Below are 18,511 nucleotides of genomic sequence, written 5' to 3' on the forward strand. Positions count from 1 at the left end.
TCTGTCCTTAAGGTGGCTTTATAAGTCGGCTTTACTAAGGCTGTGGCGCATCCGTGTTCCCGTGCCTGATGAAGTCGTTTGCTGCTTTGGGCGGGGATGATAACGAAATTGCGTTTTGGATAGCAAGTTTCTCGGCTTTTTTCACAGGACGAGTTGCATAAAAATGAAAGAGTTGAGACTCGAAAATCACCGCCGTTGGCTTTTGAATCGTTCAGCTATGCTTTTAGATTCTCAATGTTTTTGGTCGATATTGCAACCACCACCGGATTCAATGCCGGTATCAATCTGTTATAATTCGCGCTTTACAGAGAATTTCAAGTTAACTTCAATGCTTTGTCAGGTTTTTCCCGAAAATTATCAGGCACAATTAACCGAAAAGAAAGATCGGTTGCAGGCGCTGGTACCCCATTTAAAAGAACTGTCCGTTTTTGAGTCTTCCTCGGAGCACTATCGCGCTCGTGCGGAATTTCGCGTTTGGCATGAGGGGGATGAAACCTTTTACATCATGTTTGATTCGGAAACCAAGGAAAAGGTTCGCATTGACCGTTGTCCAATGGCGGTAGCGGCGATTGATGCCTTGATGCCGACATTGATGCAGGCGATTATCGCCGTACCGGTGTTGCGTGAAAAATTGTTTCAAGTGGATTTTCTGGCGACCTTGAGCGGTGAAATGCTGGTAACGTTGATTTACCGAAAATCCATTGCTGAAGATGATGTTTGGCATGACGCGGCGCAAGCCTTGAAAAACGATTTGGGCATCACGTCGGTTATTGGTCGCGCACGCAAACAAAAGATTCTGTTGGATCAAGACTATGTGGTAGAACGCCTGGCGGTGGACGACAAAACCTTTGTCTACCAGCAAGTGGAAAACAGTTTTACCCAACCGAATGCCGGCGTCGCACAGAAAATGCTGTATTGGGCAAGGTTGATGGCGAAAACCTATGTGGATCCTCAGTCAGATTTGATCGAGTTGTATTGTGGCAACGGTAACTTTTCTATCGCCTTGTCCGAATACTTCAATCGCGTGTTGGCAACGGAAATCTCTAAGACCTCAGTGCATTCGGCACAGTTCAATATCGAAGCCAATCAGGTGGAGAATCTGGTAGTGGTGAAAATGGCCGCGGTAGAGATTTCGCAAGCTCTACAAGGGCAAAGCTTCAATCGCTTGGCGGATGTTGATTTGGCGAGCTATGATTTTAAAACCATTTTTGTCGACCCACCGCGTGCCGGGTTGGATGACCTGACGCGAAGCATGGTGGCTGAGTTTGACAACATTTTGTACATTTCCTGCAACCCGGAAACATTGGCGCGGGATTTGGTGGAAATCGAAAAAACTCATGAAATCGTCGAATCTGCATTGTTCGACCAATTTCCTTATACCCATCACATCGAAAGCGGTGTGTTTTTGAAAAGAAAATAAGACTAGATTAAATCAATTAAAGGGATAACGTAATGACGTTGGCATGGATAGGCGCATTGTTTATTGGATTGAGCTTAGGGCTGTTGGGTTCTGGTGGTTCGATTTTGACGGTGCCTGTCTTGGTGTATCTGGTCGGACAAGATCCAAAAGTAGCGATGGCAGGTTCGCTGCTGATTGTGGGTATTATCAGCGTTGCCTCTGTGATGAGTTACTCGCGCCATAGTCTGATTCAGTGGCGCACGGTCATGTTGTTTGGTGTGCCGGGTATGTTGGGTGCGTTCATCGGTGCTTGGGCAGGACATTTCGTTTCCAGTGTGTTCCAAATGTTGGTGTTTTCGGTTCTGTTGTTGTCAGCGTCTTACCTGATGTTCAAACCGATAAAAATGGAAGATGCGGATGAGCCTCATGTAGAACGCGCACTTTACAAAATTGCTACCGACGGATTGTTGGTAGGGATGGTGACCGGATTGGTCGGGGTCGGTGGTGGCTTTTTGATTATCCCTGCATTGGTGTTGCTGGGTGGGTTGTCGATGCGACTGGCCGTGGGGACGAGCTTGGCGATTATTTCTCTGAACTCTTTTGTCGGGTTTGCCGAACACTTGCGCGTGTTAGATGCGCGTCACCTGTCATTGGACTGGCATGTGATCCTGGTATTTACTCTAATCGGTATTGTGGGAAGCTGGGTTGGAAAATTCGCTAGCCAGCGAATTGATCAGGAGAAATTGAAAAAAATCTTTGCGGTATTTTTGGTGCTGATCGGCGCTTTCATTCTGTATAAAAACGTTCCTAACCTTTTTTAGGTCTTTTTTAAGCCTGTTTTAGAAATGTACGCTTCGGTTAGAAGGTTAAGCTAGAAGCCGAAGTCGAATTTCAAATCAATGGAATCTTTTTTCTCAAACCCTTTTGGTGAAGAAGTTGGTTGTTGGTTCATTAATGGCGAGTTGGATTGGTAACTGAAGCTCACGCCAAAACTCTTCCAGTTTTGACGCGAATAGCGGACACCCACCCCAAATTGCAATTGGGTTTTATTGACCCGATCACTTTCTATGTAGTTAGGATTGAAATAGGTCGCTCGATTTTCATCATAACCTAACCCAACTTTGGCGAATGGACGGAAACGCTCTCTTGACACGTCAATGGAGTGTCCAAAGTTGGCAAATGCTGAATAAGACTTAGGATTCAACAGGGTTTGCGTTGGGTCGTTGCGGGTTTTCAGTGCTTTCATATCCAGCTCCAAATCAAACCAGTTGTTCAGTTCGTAGTTGGAGAAGGTGGTTATTTCCTGCCGGGTTTGCTGTTGGTAGAAGTAATTTGGAGAACTGTCAGCGTCTTTTTTACTTTGAACCGCTTTGGCTTTCGATGGAATCGAGAAATTTAAATGGTCTATATCGTTTGCCCAGACTGAAGTTGTGACTATGCCCAAAAAGATTGAAACAAGCAGCTTCGACAGCTTTGCCGAGGATTTGCTTTGCTTGGTAAATTGCCATTCAGACATTTTCAGTGGTTCCAGGTAAGCCAAGTTGAGGAATTTCATTTTAGAAGTCTTGCTTAAGAATTCAATGAAATGTTGATGACAAAAAATAGAAAATGCAAACTGTTGCGAAATCACAACAAATTTAATGACTTAGAAACGAATAACCTATTTTTAATAGGGTTTTAAGGGCGCTATTTTGGGGTGAATGGATAAAAACGGATGTCGCCGTTTTCTGCTCCATCTTTCGCCATCCAGATACCTTGCCCCCAACCTGGCAGGTTTTGTGTGGCAATGGCTTCCGGGTTACCCTCGTTTTGCTGGGTTGGAAGCGCCAGCTTTTCATGCGTCGGCGAGAGTTGAGTTTTACCGTCCCAAGCATAAAGGCTAAAACGGTTCGGCACAGCGTTGACCGGACCGGACAGTAGCAGGAAGCCATCTTCCATTGCCTGCATATCTCTAATGCCGAAACCGCCAAGGTTGACCAGTAATAATTTCGACTTTTTCACCTCAAACCGCTTGGCTCTCAAGGTCAGTTTGAGAATTGGCGTTAAGTTTCCGCGTAATACTGGCCCCCGAAAGCCGACGAACAGTTGGGTTTTCCCATTATGTTCACGAACCGCGAGTCCTTCGATATCGATACCGTTTTCCTTGCTGGGAATCGCTAGAAATGGTGAGAGAATCGGGTCGTTTTTGATTTCGTTCAAAAGACTGATTTTGTCGATGTGCAATGGCTTGAGTGTCTCACTTAATTCTACGCGGAACAAAACCCTGCGATCCGGTTCGTCAATCACGGGGGTGATGCGTTCCATGTTTTTTTTCACACTCCAGTCAAGCTTAAGTTTCTTGCGTTTCTTGGAATGAGAGCCAATGACATAAAGATAAGGTTTTTGCCAAGCCATGGCTTCCAGGTCAAACTCTTTGATGGCTCGTTGAGTTTGGTTGAGGTCGATAACGCCACTATTGGTAGCAACATAGCCTTGACTGGATTGAGGGAGAATTTGTATTTGCGTTCCTTCGTCGGTGGCGAGCGCTAGAAATTGGTCGGTCTTGACCATACCGCTGATATTGACCGCATTGATGCCGAGTTTACCGATAATCGACAAGGCTGGGTTTTGTGAGCTGGTCTGTGCTTGAACAGCTAAAGGCAGTAGAACGACGAGCAGGAGTATTGTGTGAAAGGCGAATCTAAGAGGGCTGAACATGACAAACTTCCTGAAAAAGCTCACAACCAGATGGGGTTTTTGTATGATAATCATCATAACAGAGAAGCCGAATTCGTCACCGAAAATCTGCCGTTCGTTTTTTGTAAGACTTTGGAATTGCGCTAGACATGAAAATATTATCCGTAAATATTGGGCAAACACGTCCTTACCCTTGGCGTAACGGAACGGAATCCGCTATTTTGAAAAGCCCTGTTGAAGGTAACGGGGTTGCTGTCACCACTTTAGGATTGGAAGGGGATGAGCAGGCGGACTTGAGAGTGCATGGTGGGGAAGATAAAGCTGTACTGTGCATCCCTCAAAGTAATTATGCGTTGTTTGAGATTCATCAGGGATTTGGCTTTTTGGGTGAAAACCTGACCTTGTCTGATGTGGATGAAACGCAAATTCAGCTTGGCGACCAGCTTCAGGTTGGAAGCGCAGTGTTGGAAGTGACACAGCCACGTTCGCCATGTTGGAAGCTTAATGAAATCACTCAGGATTCGCAGTTTTTAAAACGTTATGCCGATAGTGGTCGGGTAGGGTTTTATTGCCGAGTATTGCAGCCGGGAACATTGGAACGAAACGAACAGGTCTCGTTGCTTCACCCGGAAGTGGATAATGAGCACCCTGCAATTTCGATTCAATCACTGTTTTTGGCAAAGCACCGTGTACAAAGCCGCAATGCGCAAAGTGGTGATTTGGAGTTGTTAGCGCTTGCCGTGCAGCACCCGGCGTTGTCGAGTGCCTGGCGACAAGAGTTAACGAAATTACTGGAAAACCAACAGCCTTAAGTTTCTTTGGCAGTTTCTTTTGCTTGGAGACTTGCCTGCACGGATTATTTGTCTGGGTTGATAAACTTCAGATAAGTATCCATGATGTGTAGTTGTTGCCCCGGTTGTCCGGTGAAGCCAAGCATTTCTGCCTTGCTCAGAATTTTTCCAAACAAAACTTCTTCTTCATGCTGCTCGGCGATAAACCACTCAATAAAGTTGAAAGTGGTGTAGTCCTGTAGCTCAAAAGCCGTTTTGGCAATATGGTTAATCATCGCTGTGACTTTCACCTCATGCTGGTAAGCGGCATGGATGGCATCCATCAAATTTGCATGGTTATTTGGTGGTGCATCGATTTGCCCGATGGTGACCGACAGATTGCATTCACACATATAGTCGAAAATCTTATCCATGTGCGTGCGTTCTTCCAAACTATGACCGCGGAAGAATTTGGCGGAACCTTCCAGTCCTGCATTTTCCGCCCAGGCACTCAATTGTAGATAAACGTTGGAGGCATAAAACTCCGCGTTGACCTGCTTGTTCAATAACTCAGCTATTTCCGGTGTAAGCATGACCTTCTCCTTTTAGCTTGTTTGTCTCTGGGAGACATTGAAAAACAAGACAGTTTCACTGCCGTTGCAAAGCTTTAAGCGCGTTTCTTACCGTGACCGCGGTCTCTCAGGTGTGTGACTTCATCCAAGTCGTCACCCGTCAGCGTATAGGCTTGTGCAAATCCACGAACGTAGTTGATGGATTCAGGGGTGAGTTCAAACAGGTGGAAGTCTTCCAAAGGTCTCAACATCTGGATGATTTCTCCGAATTTACCTTCCATCTTATTCAAGATATCCGCCCATTGTTCGGAATCTCTTTCTACCGTCGCAGCGTTTACTCTAATCGTGACGCGTTGTCTGGCAAAGAGGTGATCCGCTTTTTCTTCCGGCTCGATGAATAGCATGCTTGCTCTTGGATTTTCCAAGAGGTTGAACGTGTGGCTCGCCAACTCTGAAATATAAATATAGAAGCGTTGATTTTCCTGAAAGACGGGCGCGTAACTGCTATCTGGCTCGCTGTTTTTGTTGAGCGTTGCCAGCACGACAGTTTGAAAACCATCAATGAATGTCATGCATTCTTTATAGATGGACTGAAGGGGTTTTCTTTCAGAGTTTGCAGTCATATTGTTGTTTCCTTTATGAGTTTCATTGTAGTCAACAATCGTTGATTGTCTAGGTTAAAAAAATGCCAATTTCCTTAAAAGACTCTTGACATAAATTAATTGATGTAAATAATAGCATCAATGATAATCATTATCAATTAAATTAGAATTATCAAATTTGCACACACAAAAACACACAGGAAACTTCTCTTATGAACACGAACATGGAAAGAAATGGCATGAAGCTGCTCCCCTTTTTAATAGGCAGCTTATTTGGATTGAATAGCATGAATGCCTATGCGGATGATGCAAAAGACACTCAGAAAGTAACCAACAAACTGGAAGAAATTCAGGTGGTCACGGGCACGAAAACGCCAGTGCCGTTAGCACAAACCCCGGTGAGAACATTGGTGGTTTCAAAGCAGGAAATTGAAGCAAAACACGCACAAAATCTAGCGGATGTTTTAAGCGATGTTCCAGGTTTGCGTTTAACGTCCCCAACGGGAAACTACACGGGGGGTAAAGGTGTTCAAATGCAGGGATTTGATTCTAACCGCGTTTTGATCCTGATTGACGGTAGCCCAGTGACACCTAGCTCGGAAACCACCGTTGATTTAACGCAAATTTCTGTGGGCGATATTGAGCGAGTAGAAGTGGTGAAAGGGGCGACTTCAGCCTTATATGGTACGTCTGCCATGGGCGGTGTGATCAACGTCATTACCAAAAACCCACCCCATAAATTGAAAGCAAAAGTTGATGTTTCCGGCGGAAACTGGGGCAATGAAAGCAAACCGGATAACCCGTTAGCGCATAAGAATGCAAATATTGAGTTATCGACCAAACAGGGAAAATGGTCAGGTCAGGTCATTGCTGATTTGAACCAGTCTTCAAGTTTTAGACCGGATGCCTCCAGTCCAATTACTTACGGTTATGACGGGCACAAAAACAATTTTTCCGGTAAATACACTTACGACTTCGACAGTGGGCTGAAACTTTCATTGATGCCGAGAATTTATGACGAGGATGCAAAAAATGTCCAGAAATCTTCGGGAAATTACTACACCTATCACTCACTGACGGATACCAAGACCCTGAACTCCATACTGGAACAGCCAATGAAAAATGGTAAGGGTTGGAAGCTACAAGGTATGTGGGAAGACTTCCACAATAACTCGACCACCACGGTGAAGCGTGAAACCAAAACGAATCATGGTGAGCTGGGGTTTCAATATGATTGGGCAATTCACTCAAGTCATTTGCTGACCATGGGAGTGAAGGCAAACTATGAAAAGATGGACAGAAACAACCTGACCAAGAAGAACAAGGAAGTCGACAACAAAACCAAAGACTCTCAGGAACTCTTTGCTCAGGATAGTTGGTTTGTTACCCCAAACTTTGAAGTCATTCCCGGGGTGCGTGCCGAAAAGGACTCCAAGTTTGGTGACCATGTTTCACCGTCCATCAACACGCTTTACAGTAGAACGGATTGGCTACCGGGAAGATTGAACTTCCGAGCAAGTGTCGGTAATGGCTACAGAACGCCAAGCCTTAAAGAGCTTTACTATTATTTTGACCAGACTTTCTATAAAGTCATAGGTAATGAAAACCTGAAACCGGAAAGTTCCACCAACTATCAGTTGGGAGCGGAGTGGATTTTCCTTCAGGATGGTAGTCTTGAAGTCAATCTATATCACAATGATATTGATAACTTGATTGATACCGTTCAGGTCGGTTCATCGACGACTTATCAATATGAAAATATCGAACGTACCAGAACGCAAGGGGTTGAGACGGTGTTTCGCAAACACCTGACGTCTGCGGTGAATTTCAATTTGAGCTATACCTATCTGGATGCGGTTGATTTGAGAACCAACAAGAAGCTGACAGATCGCCCGGAACACCAAGCCAAAATGGGTGTGGATGTTAATCTGATGAAAAACACAGTGTTCTCGACACAAATGAATTATCAGTCGGATCACTACAACAACAGTAGCAACACCACAAAAAGCCCGGGCTATGCGACTTGGGACTTTCGCCTGAATCACGAAGTTAACCGAGATTGGTCGGTCTATGCAGGGGTGAACAACGCATTTGATGAGCAGCGTACCTTTAGCGATACCAATGACTTTAGACCGGAAGAAGGGCGCTATGTTTATGTCGGTGCCAAGTGGCAATTAGTGAATCCATAACCCATCTGCCCAAGTTCGCTTGTGCAGCAAAGATAAAGAAAACACGTTAACACACAAGAGAAAACTCCGAATCCACATTAAAACAGGGAGTAAATAATGGATCGAGAAACGTTAAAACAGAAAAAGCTCGAACTTGCTCAGTCTGAAAGGCCACCACGGGCGCGGGAAGCCGCCAAAACCCTCGGTATTTCCGAAGCCGAATATGTTGCATTGGATTGTGGCGAGGGGGTGCAGGCACTTAATATGGCGCGCATTACCGAAATCCTGCTTGGGGTGCCGCTGATTGGTGACGTTATGGCATTGACGAGAAATGATGCTGCTGTCATGGAACATCACGGTAAGTATGCCGGTGCGGCAATGCGCAAAGGATTGTTGGTATTTTCGTCGACCGACTCTTTGATTGACCTGCGGTTGCGAATCAATGCCTGGCAGTTCGGCTTTGCTGTGGATGAAAACGGCAGACACAGTTTGCAGTTTTTCGACCAGTACGGCCGTGCCGCACACAAAATTTACATGACGGAGCACAGTGACTTTGAAGCCTATTTAGAGTTGATTGCAGAGTTTGAAGCAGCGGATTGCTTTGAAGAAATTAAACGCCTCAAAATGCCCGTGGAGACCGAAGTTACACTTCCGGAAGTCGATGTACAGGCGTTGAGAAAGGACTGGCGTTCCATTGAAGATTCGCATCATGTTAACGCACTGTTAAAGGCTTATGGGTTAACGCGTCCGCAGGTTTATGAGCGCTTAGGTGAAGATGCCATACAACTTGATAAAGATGGACTGAAGACTTTGCTTGAAAAAGCCTCAGAGCAGCAATGGCGACTGAATATGTTTACGCCAAATGGCATTGCAACGCAGGTGCACAGTGGAACAGTCGCTAAAATCGTTGAAATGGGACCTTGGTTGAATGTGTTGGATCCTAAATTCAATCTTCATCTGAATGCAACTTTGGTGACGCAAGTTTGGTTGGTGTGTAAGTATCTGGACGGACAGGTCAATTCTCGTTCTGTAGAGTTATTTGATGCCGACCAACAAAGTGTGATGATGGTGTACTTCGCACCAGAAATGGCAAACACTCCACAAGAAGCATCTTGGAATGCATTTTTAGATGAGTGGGAGGCCGAGTCATGCAAGTAATGACGATGAAGAACATGTTAAAAACAGGTTTTGCGACCTTTCTATTGATGGCTTTAGTATTGCTTTATAGTAATGCTATGGCAAACTTTCATAGAGTTATTGCTATAGATGGGTCAATTACCGAGATTATCTATGCACTGGGCAAAGAGCAGAGTTTGGTAGGAAGGGATGTCACCAGCTTGTATCCAAAAGATGCTGAAAAACTCCCTAGTGTGGGGTATATGCGCAGTCTTTCTGCTGAGGGGATTCTGTCGCTGAAGCCGACACTGGTGCTGGCAACATCCGACGCCAAGCCGCAAAGTGTTTTGAAGCGTCTTAAAGATGCAGGGGTGCATATTCAAATCGTACCGAATACTTACTCCATTGATGGTGTCAAGCAGAAAATTCTGACGGTGGCGCGCGCTTTGAATGATGAATCGGCAGGTGAAAAGCTGGCAACGGAGTTTCAGCAAAAAGCAGATAAAGCGATTGCACTAGCTAAAGAACGCGTTTCTCAACACGGTGAACGCAAGGCACTGTTTCTGTTGAATGCACGGGGCAATCAGTTGTTGGTCGCCGGTACGCAAACCCGTGCAGATGAGGTTTTGCGGTTAGCAGCCATCCAAAATCCGGCGGCGAAAGACATGCAGGGCTACAAGCCTCTGACGGCGGAAGGCGCAATTCAGTATAATCCCAACTATATCATTGCCCTGCAAACACAAATGAGCGAGCAGCATCTCGAATCCTTGTTGGAGCAACCTGCGTTGAAAATGACTTCAGCAGCCAAGGAAAAGCATTTCATGGTGTTGGCTGGCGATGACCTGAGTTTTGGGCCGCGTTTACCGGAAGTGATTCGTAAGCTTTCCGATAAGGTTTACGGGCAGATAGAGACGAATAGGACAGAAGATTGAGAACATCCATAAACCCTAAACTGGCGCTAGGTCTACTCGGTATAGGCTTGATCGTGTTTTGCGCGATCTCCTTGAGTGTTGGTGCCATGAATTTAAGCGTTAGCGACGTATTGGGCAGTATTTTCGGGCAAGCAGTCGATCAGCAAACTGATTTGGTGGTGATGGATATTCGCCTGCCAAGAGTGTTGCTCGGTGTCATGGTCGGCGCAGCACTGGCGATTTCGGGTGCGGTGATGCAAGGGCTGTTTCGCAATCCGTTGGCTGATCCTGCCTTGGTTGGTGTGTCCAGCGGTGCAGCGTTGGCGGCGGTGACGGTGATTGTACTAGGTGGTACCTGGTTACAGTCCTGGACGGGTTGGTTGGATTCATTGGCGATTCCTCTGGCAGCCTTTTTAGGCGGCATCCTCGTTACCATAATTATTTTCAAGTTTTCGACCCGAAATGGGCGCACCGATGTCGGACTGATGTTGTTGAGTGGTATCGCTATCAACGCGATTGCCGGCTCTGCAACCGGACTCTTGACCTATGTCGCCAGTGATGAAGCCCTGAGATCGCTGACTTTCTGGAGTATGGGCTCTTTGGCAAGTGCCACGTGGCAGGATGTTGCGATTGTGACCGTTCCCACGCTATTGGCGCTGGCGATATTGCCGTTTTTTGCGCGTGCTTTAAACAGCTTTTTGATGGGGGAGTCGGTTTCCTATCAAAGTGGGTTTAATGTTAAGCAATTGAAGCGAGTCACCATTGCTCTGACGGCTTTAGCGGTTGGTGCTGCGGTGTCGGTGAGTGGTTTGATTGGCTTTGTCGGGCTGGTCGCTCCCCATTTGGTACGTTTGATTCTCGGGCCGGATCATCGTTGGGTGATTCCCGGTAGTGCCTTGATGGGCGGGATGCTGGTGCTGGTGTCGGATATTTTGGCAAGAACGTTATTGTCTCCGGCAGAGTTGCCAATTGGGATTCTGATGTCCGCCATCGGTGGACCTTTCTTCTTATGGTTGCTGATGCAGCACCGTTCACGCATCAGACTGTAGGGGATTAATCATGTTGTCAACGATTGATTTACAACTGGCCTTGGAGTCCAAACAGGGCAGTAAAACGATTCTGAACAAAGTCTCTTTGAATGTATCCGCAGGCGAATTGATGGTGGTGCTTGGACCCAACGGTGCGGGGAAATCCACCTTGTTGAAATGCTTATCCGGTGAAATGAAGCCGTCTGAGGGCTGTGCGATGATGGATGCGGTTCCACTGCATTTATTGGCGCCGGAAGATCTCGCATTACGCCGTGCGGTGATGCCGCAGTCGGTGCAGTTGGACTTTCCTTTTTCGGTGACGGAAGTCGTGGAAATGGGGCAGCGTCATGCCCTATCAACCATCGAGCTACAACAGATCGTCGATAAAGCGCTGAGCATGTTTGACGTACAACACCTGAAAGATCGCGATTATTTGACGTTATCCGGTGGAGAGCAGCAACGTGTGCAGCTTGCTCGAGTGGTCGGGCAGCTTTTGGCGGCCATGGAATTCAAGCAGGTCGCACCGGGGTATCTGTTATTGGATGAATGTACTTCGAGTTTGGATTTGTCCCATCAACACTTGGTGTTTAAAGTCGCAAGACAGCTGGCGGATCACCATGGGATGGGCGTGCTGATGATTTTGCATGATCTGAATCTCGCTTCTCAGTATGCTGACCGACTGGTGCTGATGAAGCAAGGTGAAATCCGTTATCAAGGCTCGCCGATGGAGATATTGACCAAAGCGGTGGTGCAGGAAATTTATGATTTTCCAGTGAAGGTTTTACCACCGCAAGCGGGAGTGAATGATTGGCCGTTGGTGTTGCCTTTGAGTTATTAACGTCCGATACCCCAACCTGGCAGATTTTCGCTATCGTTTGCGGTAAAATACGCGGATTTAATGAAACGAGTCGATCATGTCAGAACCTTTACCAAATGAATTGTCTGTTGAAGCCTTGTCCGAAATCGCTGCGGAAGTGCTTGAGCCGAAACTGTCTAAAAAAGAACGCACCAAAGACTGGATTATTCCGCCGAAAGCGATTCTAAAACCAGTGGGTCGAGCGATTGCTCAGTATAAGATGATTCAGGAAGGGGATAGAATCCTATTAGGCTTATCTGGCGGTAAGGATTCTCTTGCTCTTCTGGCGGTATTGAAGTATATGCAACGTCACTCGCCAGTGAAGTTCGAGTTGGCGGCTTGTACCATTGATCCTGAAATTCCCGGATTCGATCCGTCGCCATTGAAACAATGGGTTGCTGAGAAGATGGGTATTCCTTATTTCTATGAAGCGGAAGACTTGGTGGCGCTCGCCAATGCACATATGAAAGGGAATTCCTTCTGTAGTTTTTGTGCACGCCAGAAGCGAGGCAAGCTTTATACTGTCTGTCGTCGTGAGGGTTACAACGTGTTGGCGTTGGCGCAGCACTTGGATGACTTGGCGGAGAGTTTCATTATGTCGGCATTCAATGCCGGTGAATTGCGCACCATGAAGGCGCATTATCTGAACAATGAAAAAGACATCCGTATTATTCGCCCGTTTGTTCGTGTGCGCGAAAATCAAACCAGAGATTTTGCCCGCTCAGCAGAGTTGCCGGTGATTCCGGATAACTGCCCGGCTTGCTATGCCAAGCCGCAGGAGCGTCAACGCATGAAAGAGTTGCTGTTGGCGGAAGAAAAGCATAACAAACATCTCTATGCCAATCTGTGGACAGCCATGCAACCTTTAATTGCTGATGATAACCATGCTGGCGAGGCCGAGCTGAGTTAAGGGTAGACAATGGCTGAATACGCAAAAATGGATTGGAAAGGTCGTGTTTTTATTGGACTTTTGAAGTTTTTTTCATGGTTTTCTTTCCCGGTTAACCATCGTTTAGGAAGTGCCATTGGTTACCTGCTTTGGTGGCTTCCGGAGTCTATTAGTGGGGCAAAGCGCGTTACTCGGATCAATCTTCAGACCGCTTACCCTAAACTGTCATCAGAAGAAATTCAGTCCTTGGTCAAATTGCATATGATGCAACTTGGAAAAACGGCGACAGAGTTGGGTCCTTTGTGGCTGTGGGATAAAAACAGAATCCTATCGTTAATCAAAAGTGTGTCAGGTCAAGAAGAACTTGATAGAGCCTTTGCACAGCATAAAGGTGTTATTGTGATTTGCCCGCACTTAGGCAGTTGGGAAATTGTTGGTTTGTACTTGTCTGAACGCTATGAAACGACCAATTTGTATGAACCACCGAATATTCCATCATTGGAAAGTTTTATTGTTGAGGTTCGGGGACGAGCAGGCGCTAAATTAGCACCAACCGATCGTAGTGGTGTGATGAAATTGATTAAAGCGCTAAAAAACAATGGCGTTACAGGGATTTTGCCTGACCAAGACCCCGGAGAAGTGGGTGGCGTTTATGCACCTTTTTTCGGCCATCCGGCGAGAACCATGACTTTACTTTCCAAGTTGGCAGCTAAAACCGGTTGTGAACTCGTTTATATGTCCGCTGAGCGTTTGCCAAATGGGGAAGGGTTTCATATTCATATCTTGCCAGCAGATAGGGAAGCGATTGCTGCAGAGGATGAGCTTGCGGCCACTGCAGCATTGAACAAAGGAATAGAACAACTGATCGAGACAGTTTCTACGACTCAATATCATTGGAATTACAAACGCTACCGTCATCCACCGCAAGGTGTAAACGATATCTATAAATAGTCATCCGGCTGTTTATTAAAATCATAAAGTTTTCGCTTCAGATTTTTTGAACGTCAGTAAAGTCACCCCGAGTGTTACCAAAATCATACCGATAGCATGATAGATGGTGAAGGGTTCGTGCAAAATCCAAATGGCCAGAAAGATTGTCATAATCGGTCCGAGTGTTCCGATAATACCTGTCTGCGCTGGACCGATACGATGTATCGCTTCGGCAATCATAAAGCTGGGAATCACTGTACTGAAAATCGCCAGTAAAACCAGCCATAGCCAGGCTTCTTGCGTGATAACAAGTGCGGAGAAGTCGAAAAAGGTGAAATAGTAAACCAACACAAACACACTCGACACGGTCATCGCCAAACTGGTGAACCATAAGCTACCGATAGCGGTAATCGCCTGTTTCCCGAACGACACGTAGATGGCAAAACTCACCGCCGCCAAGAAGACAAATAATGTTCCCCAGATGGTTTCCTCTCCAAAGACTTTTAACTCCTCGGCGAAGACCACCCACAAACCGCTATAGGTGATGATGAAGGACAAAATCACTTTTCGGGTCAGGGGCGTTTTGAAAAACAAAGCACCCAGAATGGCAGTGATAATCGGATAAGTGAATAGGGTCAAACGCTCCAATTGTGCGGTGATGTATTCCAAACCTTTCAAGTCCAACCATGACGATAGGAAATACCCCATAAAGCCAAGCAGCAGGATACTGACGAAACGATTTTTCAAAACCGTGCGTTCCAAGGGTTGGTAGCGAGCCAACCAGATCATTATGGCAAGGTAAATTGGTAGGGAAATAGCCATACGGAGCATCAGCACGCTGTCGGTATCCAGTCCTTGCGCATAAGCCAGTTTGATGAAAATTGACTTAAGCGAAAATAAGGCAGTGCCGGCAATAGCTAAAAAAAAGCCGACCAAGATTTGCGGCGATTGTAATTGCATGATGATGCTTCCGTAGGTTGAAAAGTGAGTGCAAAGAAAAACCGTCTAACCCCAACCTGGCAGATTTTAACTATTCTTAGGAGAGTGTCTGTGCGCAGTGCGTGAGACGGGGTTAATTTAACGGTTTGCTTCCAATATACCATGCTTGACGGGTGGTATTGGGGGTTTTGTCGCGGTTGGGAGAGTCTTGTTCTGCTTGTACGCTAGGTAAGAGTCCTTCACCATAGATTTCGGTAGTAAGCGAAGGGAACGCTTTACTGAGCTCCGACGACTTGAGGTAGAAGTCAGGATTGCTCGGTGCATTCACTTGAATAGGCGCAAGATAGGTTTGATAAAACAGTTTTCCGCCCGGTTTCAAAGCTTGCTCTATTTGCGGGAAGAGTTGTCTATCTAGATAGAGGCCAACAGTAATGACGTCAAAGCGTTGGTATGGCAGTAACATTTGCGTTAAGTCGCACAGGGTTGGTTGTATCGGCAGTCGGTTTACCGCTGCCCAGTTGTTGAGCTCGGTTAAGGCAACATCGGAAATATCCCAAGCTTCCACAGACAAGCCGCATTGCGCCATAAAGCGGGCATTGCCGCCAAGGCCGCAAGCCAAGTCGAGCCCTTTTCCTTTTAATGGAAGCAGCTCAGGGTGTTGTTGCAAAACCCATGCCGGTGAAACGGGTTGCTTCAGGTCTTGTTGTTGGTATTTTTCGTCCCACTTCTGTGCCACACTGGTCATGGATTATGATCTCCAGAAGGAAGCGGTAAAGAGTACCAATAGGGTGAAAATTTCCAAACGACCTAACAGCATGGCAAAGGTCAGCACCCATTTCATCGGGGAGGTAAGCGATTGATAGTTAGTCGAAACATCCCCTAATCCCGGCCCTAAGTTGTTGATGGTTGCCGCGATGGCTGAGAAGGCGGTGACCTGATCCATTCCGAGCATCATCAATATCATCATCAGCCCGATAAAAGAGACGACATACAGCGAGAAGAATCCCCAGACAGAGGTGATGACCCGATCGGGTACGGCTCTGCCGTTGAGCTTAACCGGCATCAAGGCGTTAGGGTGTAGCAGGCGTTTGATTTCACGGCTTCCTTGTTTAGCCAAGAGCAAGAAACGAATGACTTTCATCCCACCTGCTGTTGAGCCAGCCGAGCCGCCGATAAAGCTCATGAAAATCAACATGACAGGCAGAAATGCCGGCCAAATAGTGAATTCTGCGCTGGAAAAGCCTGTGGTGGTGGCAATTGAAATTGTTTGGAATGCGCCATACCGTAGCGCTTCAAGCCAATCGTGATAAAACCCTTTGTAGTGCAAATAAAAGGTGGTTACGGCTATCCCGATGATGAGAATGAAGGTGTAAACCTTAAACTCAGGATCTAACAGATAAGGTTTGTTCGACAAACTTCTGAAGGCAGTGAAATGGAGCGCGAAATTTATCCCTGCCAAGTACATGAACACCATTGAGACAATTTCAATATTGACGTTATGGTAGTAGCCGATACTGGCATCATGGGTTGAGAAGCCTCCAATTGCCACCGTGGAAAAACTGTGAGCGAAAGCATCGAACCAGTTCATACCAGCAAACCAGTAGGAAACAGCACAAGCAAGCGTCAACCCGAGATAGATGAGCCATAAGGCTTTTGCAGTCTCGGAGATACGTGGCGCAAGTTTGGAGTCTTTCAGTGGCCCCGGCATTTCAGCACGGTAGAGCTGCATGCCACCAATGCCCAGCATCGGTAGAATGGCGACTGCTAAGACGATAATCCCCATACCGCCCATCCATTGTAGTTGTTGGCGATACCAGAGAATGGAGTGTGGCAGCGTGTCCAAAGAAGTTAAGACAGTCGCCCCGGTGGTTGTTAGAGCCGAGAAGGATTCAAAAATCGCATCGGTTGGCGGCATAAAGGTGTTGGATGCAAAGTACATCGGAATGGCACCGGCAAAGCCTAGAGCCGTCCAGAACATGACAACAATCAGAAAGCCGTCGCGTATCTTGAGCTCATGGTGATTGTGGCGCGTTGGATACCACATAACGACACCTAGCGCGAAGAGTCCGATCATGGATTTGACAAAGTCCTCCAGACCGCCATCCTGATAGATGAATGCAATCAATATAGGTGGAATCAGCGTCAAACTGAAGACCATCAACAGCAGACCAAGAATTTTTATAATGAGTCTTTTATGCATTGTCGATTCTTAGAGGGTTTTAACGTGATTAATCGTATAACCAATCATCTTATAGCCAACTGGTCTTTTCTTTTGGAATGAAGAGTTCTGCAACATCCTTGGCGCGAGAGCGGTCGGTCAAGAAAAGTACTACATGGTCTTCAGCTTCGATGGTGATATCACGATGGGCAATCATCACATGGTCTTCGCGGATGACGCAACCAATGGTGATGTCCGTCGGCCAATCAATTTCACCAATGCGCTTGCCGATGATTTTGGATGTGTTTTCACTGCCGTGAACGATTACTTCCATCGCTTCTGCCGCGCCTCGTCTCAGGGTGAAGGCTTTTACCGTGTCTCCCTGACGCATATAGTGCAGCAAGTGGCTGGTGGTGATCTGGTCAGCAGAGATAGCGACATCAATACTGTTCAGGTGAATCAAGTCAATGTAAGACTGGTTGTTGACCAATGCGATAACACGTTTAACGCCCAGCTTCTTCGCCAACATACCCGAAATAATATTGGCCTCGTCCGAGTTGGTGACGGCAAGGAAAAGATCGATTTCATCGATGTTTTCTTCAACCAACAAGGATTTATCCGACACGTCACCGTGAATGATGATGGTTTCGTCCAACGTTTCGGCAATAATGCGAGCGCGTTCGATGTTGTGGTCGATGATTTTGACCTTATGTTTCTGTCTTTCCAATTCTTTAGCTAGGTTGTAGCCAATGTTTCCGCCACCTGCAATCATGATATTACGGGTTGGGCGCAATTTGCTTTGACGCAGGCTTTTGATGATGGTTGGGATGGCATTTGGAACTGCCATGAAAAAGACCTCATCATCTTCTCTAAGGCGAACACTTCCCGTTGGCATCACTACTTCACCTTTACGGTAGATGGCAACAATCCGGGTCTCTATGCCAGCAGGTAAGTGGTTTTTGATATCGCGAATTTCTTTATTGATCAGTAGACTGCCAGCACGCACGCGAAGTGCAAGGATTCGTACCTTTGAGTCGGCAAAATCGACGACCTGTAACGATCCAGGATAGGCGATCAGCTGTAGGATATAGTCCTTCACCAAACTTTCCGGACTAATGAGTACGTTGATTGGAATAGCATCGGTGTTTTGATTGCGGTCGAACAGCTCAGGATGGTTCAGGAAGCTTGGGCTTCGTACCCTCGCAATCTTGGTGGGTGTCTTGTGCATGACATGCGCCAACTGGCAGGCGACGATATTGGTATCATCATTTTGGGTGGTGGCAATCAGCATGTCTGCTTCTTCAATGTCCGCTTGCAACAAAATATCCGGGTCGGAGGCGTGTCCGGTGATGGTGCGAATGTCAAGACGATCTTGAAGTTGTCGTAGGCGTCCCTGATCCAAATCGACGACTGTGACATCGTTGTTTTCGTCGGAGAGTAGCTCTGCAAGTGATGTGCCGACCTGTCCGGCGCCTAAGATGATAATATTCATAGTTT

Annotated in this window: 18 protein-coding genes; 10 read left to right on the forward strand and 8 right to left on the reverse strand. The window is 46.6% G+C overall.

All coding sequences use genetic code 11. The features are described from left to right. Nucleotides 1-328: 328 nt before the first annotated feature. A complete protein-coding gene (gene trmA, locus HVMH_RS01135) occupies nt 329-1,420 on the forward strand; it encodes a tRNA (uridine(54)-C5)-methyltransferase TrmA (RefSeq protein ID WP_029910876.1) in 1,092 nt (363 codons plus the stop codon). A gap of 32 nt (nt 1,421-1,452) precedes the next feature. Continuing rightward, the gene (locus tag HVMH_RS01140) at nt 1,453-2,220 is read left to right on the forward strand and encodes a sulfite exporter TauE/SafE family protein (RefSeq protein WP_029910873.1); all 768 of its coding nucleotides are present in this window, start codon (nt 1,453-1,455) and stop codon (nt 2,218-2,220) included. Between the two features lie 50 nt (nt 2,221-2,270). On the opposite strand, the gene HVMH_RS01145 is transcribed toward HVMH_RS01140, so the two are convergent. Beyond that, nucleotides 2,271-2,954 carry an outer membrane protein gene (locus tag HVMH_RS01145; protein WP_029910870.1) on the reverse strand — a complete coding sequence of 228 codons (684 nt, stop codon included), beginning with the start codon at nt 2,952-2,954 and terminating at the stop codon, nt 2,271-2,273. A gap of 131 nt (nt 2,955-3,085) precedes the next feature. Next, entirely contained in the window at nt 3,086-4,096 is a 1,011-nt protein-coding gene (locus HVMH_RS01150) for a DUF3616 domain-containing protein (protein WP_051623045.1), read from the reverse strand. Nucleotides 4,097-4,224: 128 nt separating this feature from the next. Between HVMH_RS01150 and HVMH_RS01155 the strand changes: the two genes are divergently transcribed. Continuing rightward, complete coding sequence (locus HVMH_RS01155; protein ID WP_051623044.1) at nt 4,225-4,887, forward strand: MOSC domain-containing protein; 663 nt, start codon at nt 4,225-4,227, stop codon at nt 4,885-4,887. A 44-nt stretch (nt 4,888-4,931) separates the two neighbouring features. Here the strand turns inward: HVMH_RS01155 and HVMH_RS01160 are convergent, their stop codons facing one another. Both HVMH_RS01160 and HVMH_RS01165 read right to left on the reverse strand, forming a co-directional pair. Then, on the reverse strand, nt 4,932-5,438 hold the full coding sequence (locus HVMH_RS01160; protein WP_029910862.1) for a ferritin: 507 nt from the start codon (nt 5,436-5,438) through the stop codon (nt 4,932-4,934). Nucleotides 5,439-5,512: 74 nt separating this feature from the next. Then, nucleotides 5,513-6,040, reverse strand: coding sequence for a HugZ family pyridoxamine 5'-phosphate oxidase (locus HVMH_RS01165; protein ID WP_029910858.1), 528 nt, complete (start codon nt 6,038-6,040; stop codon nt 5,513-5,515). Between the two features lie 191 nt (nt 6,041-6,231). Here HVMH_RS01165 and HVMH_RS01170 point away from each other — a divergent pair, with 191 nt between their 5' ends. The 7 genes from HVMH_RS01170 to HVMH_RS01200 all read left to right on the forward strand — a co-directional run bounded on the left by HVMH_RS01170 (nt 6,232) and on the right by HVMH_RS01200 (nt 13,938). After that, nucleotides 6,232-8,208 (forward strand): TonB-dependent receptor plug domain-containing protein, encoded by a 1,977-nt coding sequence (locus HVMH_RS01170; protein WP_029910856.1) that lies wholly within the window; start codon nt 6,232-6,234, stop codon nt 8,206-8,208. Between the two features lie 96 nt (nt 8,209-8,304). Next, the gene (locus HVMH_RS01175; protein WP_051623043.1) at nt 8,305-9,345 is read left to right on the forward strand and encodes a ChuX/HutX family heme-like substrate-binding protein; all 1,041 of its coding nucleotides are present in this window, start codon (nt 8,305-8,307) and stop codon (nt 9,343-9,345) included. Then, nucleotides 9,336-10,235 (forward strand): heme/hemin ABC transporter substrate-binding protein, encoded by a 900-nt coding sequence (locus HVMH_RS01180; protein ID WP_051623042.1) that lies wholly within the window; start codon nt 9,336-9,338, stop codon nt 10,233-10,235. The genes HVMH_RS01175 and HVMH_RS01180 overlap by 10 nt, the downstream gene beginning before the upstream one ends. Then, on the forward strand, nt 10,232-11,263 hold the full coding sequence (locus HVMH_RS01185) for a FecCD family ABC transporter permease (protein ID WP_051623041.1): 1,032 nt from the start codon (nt 10,232-10,234) through the stop codon (nt 11,261-11,263). Before HVMH_RS01180 ends, HVMH_RS01185 begins: the two co-directional genes overlap by 4 nt. A gap of 10 nt (nt 11,264-11,273) precedes the next feature. Beyond that, nucleotides 11,274-12,080: a heme ABC transporter ATP-binding protein gene (locus tag HVMH_RS01190; RefSeq protein ID WP_029910842.1), complete on the forward strand. Its 807-nt coding sequence runs from the start codon at nt 11,274-11,276 to the stop codon at nt 12,078-12,080. A 238-nt stretch (nt 12,081-12,318) separates the two neighbouring features. After that, on the forward strand, nt 12,319-13,008 hold the full coding sequence (locus HVMH_RS01195) for a tRNA 2-thiocytidine biosynthesis TtcA family protein (RefSeq protein ID WP_408610130.1): 690 nt from the start codon (nt 12,319-12,321) through the stop codon (nt 13,006-13,008). 9 nt (nt 13,009-13,017) lie between these two features. Further along, nucleotides 13,018-13,938, forward strand: a complete 921-nt coding sequence (locus HVMH_RS01200) for a lysophospholipid acyltransferase family protein (protein ID WP_051623040.1) — start codon at nt 13,018-13,020, stop codon at nt 13,936-13,938. Between the two features lie 21 nt (nt 13,939-13,959). Here the strand turns inward: HVMH_RS01200 and HVMH_RS01205 are convergent, their stop codons facing one another. The 4 genes from HVMH_RS01205 to trkA all read right to left on the reverse strand — a co-directional run bounded on the left by HVMH_RS01205 (nt 13,960) and on the right by trkA (nt 18,506). Then, on the reverse strand, nt 13,960-14,877 hold the full coding sequence (locus HVMH_RS01205; RefSeq protein WP_029910831.1) for a DMT family transporter: 918 nt from the start codon (nt 14,875-14,877) through the stop codon (nt 13,960-13,962). Nucleotides 14,878-14,989: 112 nt separating this feature from the next. After that, the gene (locus tag HVMH_RS01210; protein WP_035628954.1) at nt 14,990-15,601 is read right to left on the reverse strand and encodes a class I SAM-dependent methyltransferase; all 612 of its coding nucleotides are present in this window, start codon (nt 15,599-15,601) and stop codon (nt 14,990-14,992) included. Between the two features lie 3 nt (nt 15,602-15,604). Beyond that, nucleotides 15,605-17,056, reverse strand: a complete 1,452-nt coding sequence (locus HVMH_RS01215; protein ID WP_029910825.1) for a TrkH family potassium uptake protein — start codon at nt 17,054-17,056, stop codon at nt 15,605-15,607. Between the two features lie 49 nt (nt 17,057-17,105). Next, nucleotides 17,106-18,506, reverse strand: coding sequence for a Trk system potassium transporter TrkA (gene trkA / locus HVMH_RS01220; protein ID WP_029910823.1), 1,401 nt, complete (start codon nt 18,504-18,506; stop codon nt 17,106-17,108). Nucleotides 18,507-18,511: the final 5 nt, after the last annotated feature.

The organism is Hydrogenovibrio marinus, from assembly GCF_013340845.1.
Classification (GTDB): domain Bacteria; phylum Pseudomonadota; class Gammaproteobacteria; order Thiomicrospirales; family Thiomicrospiraceae; genus Hydrogenovibrio; species Hydrogenovibrio marinus.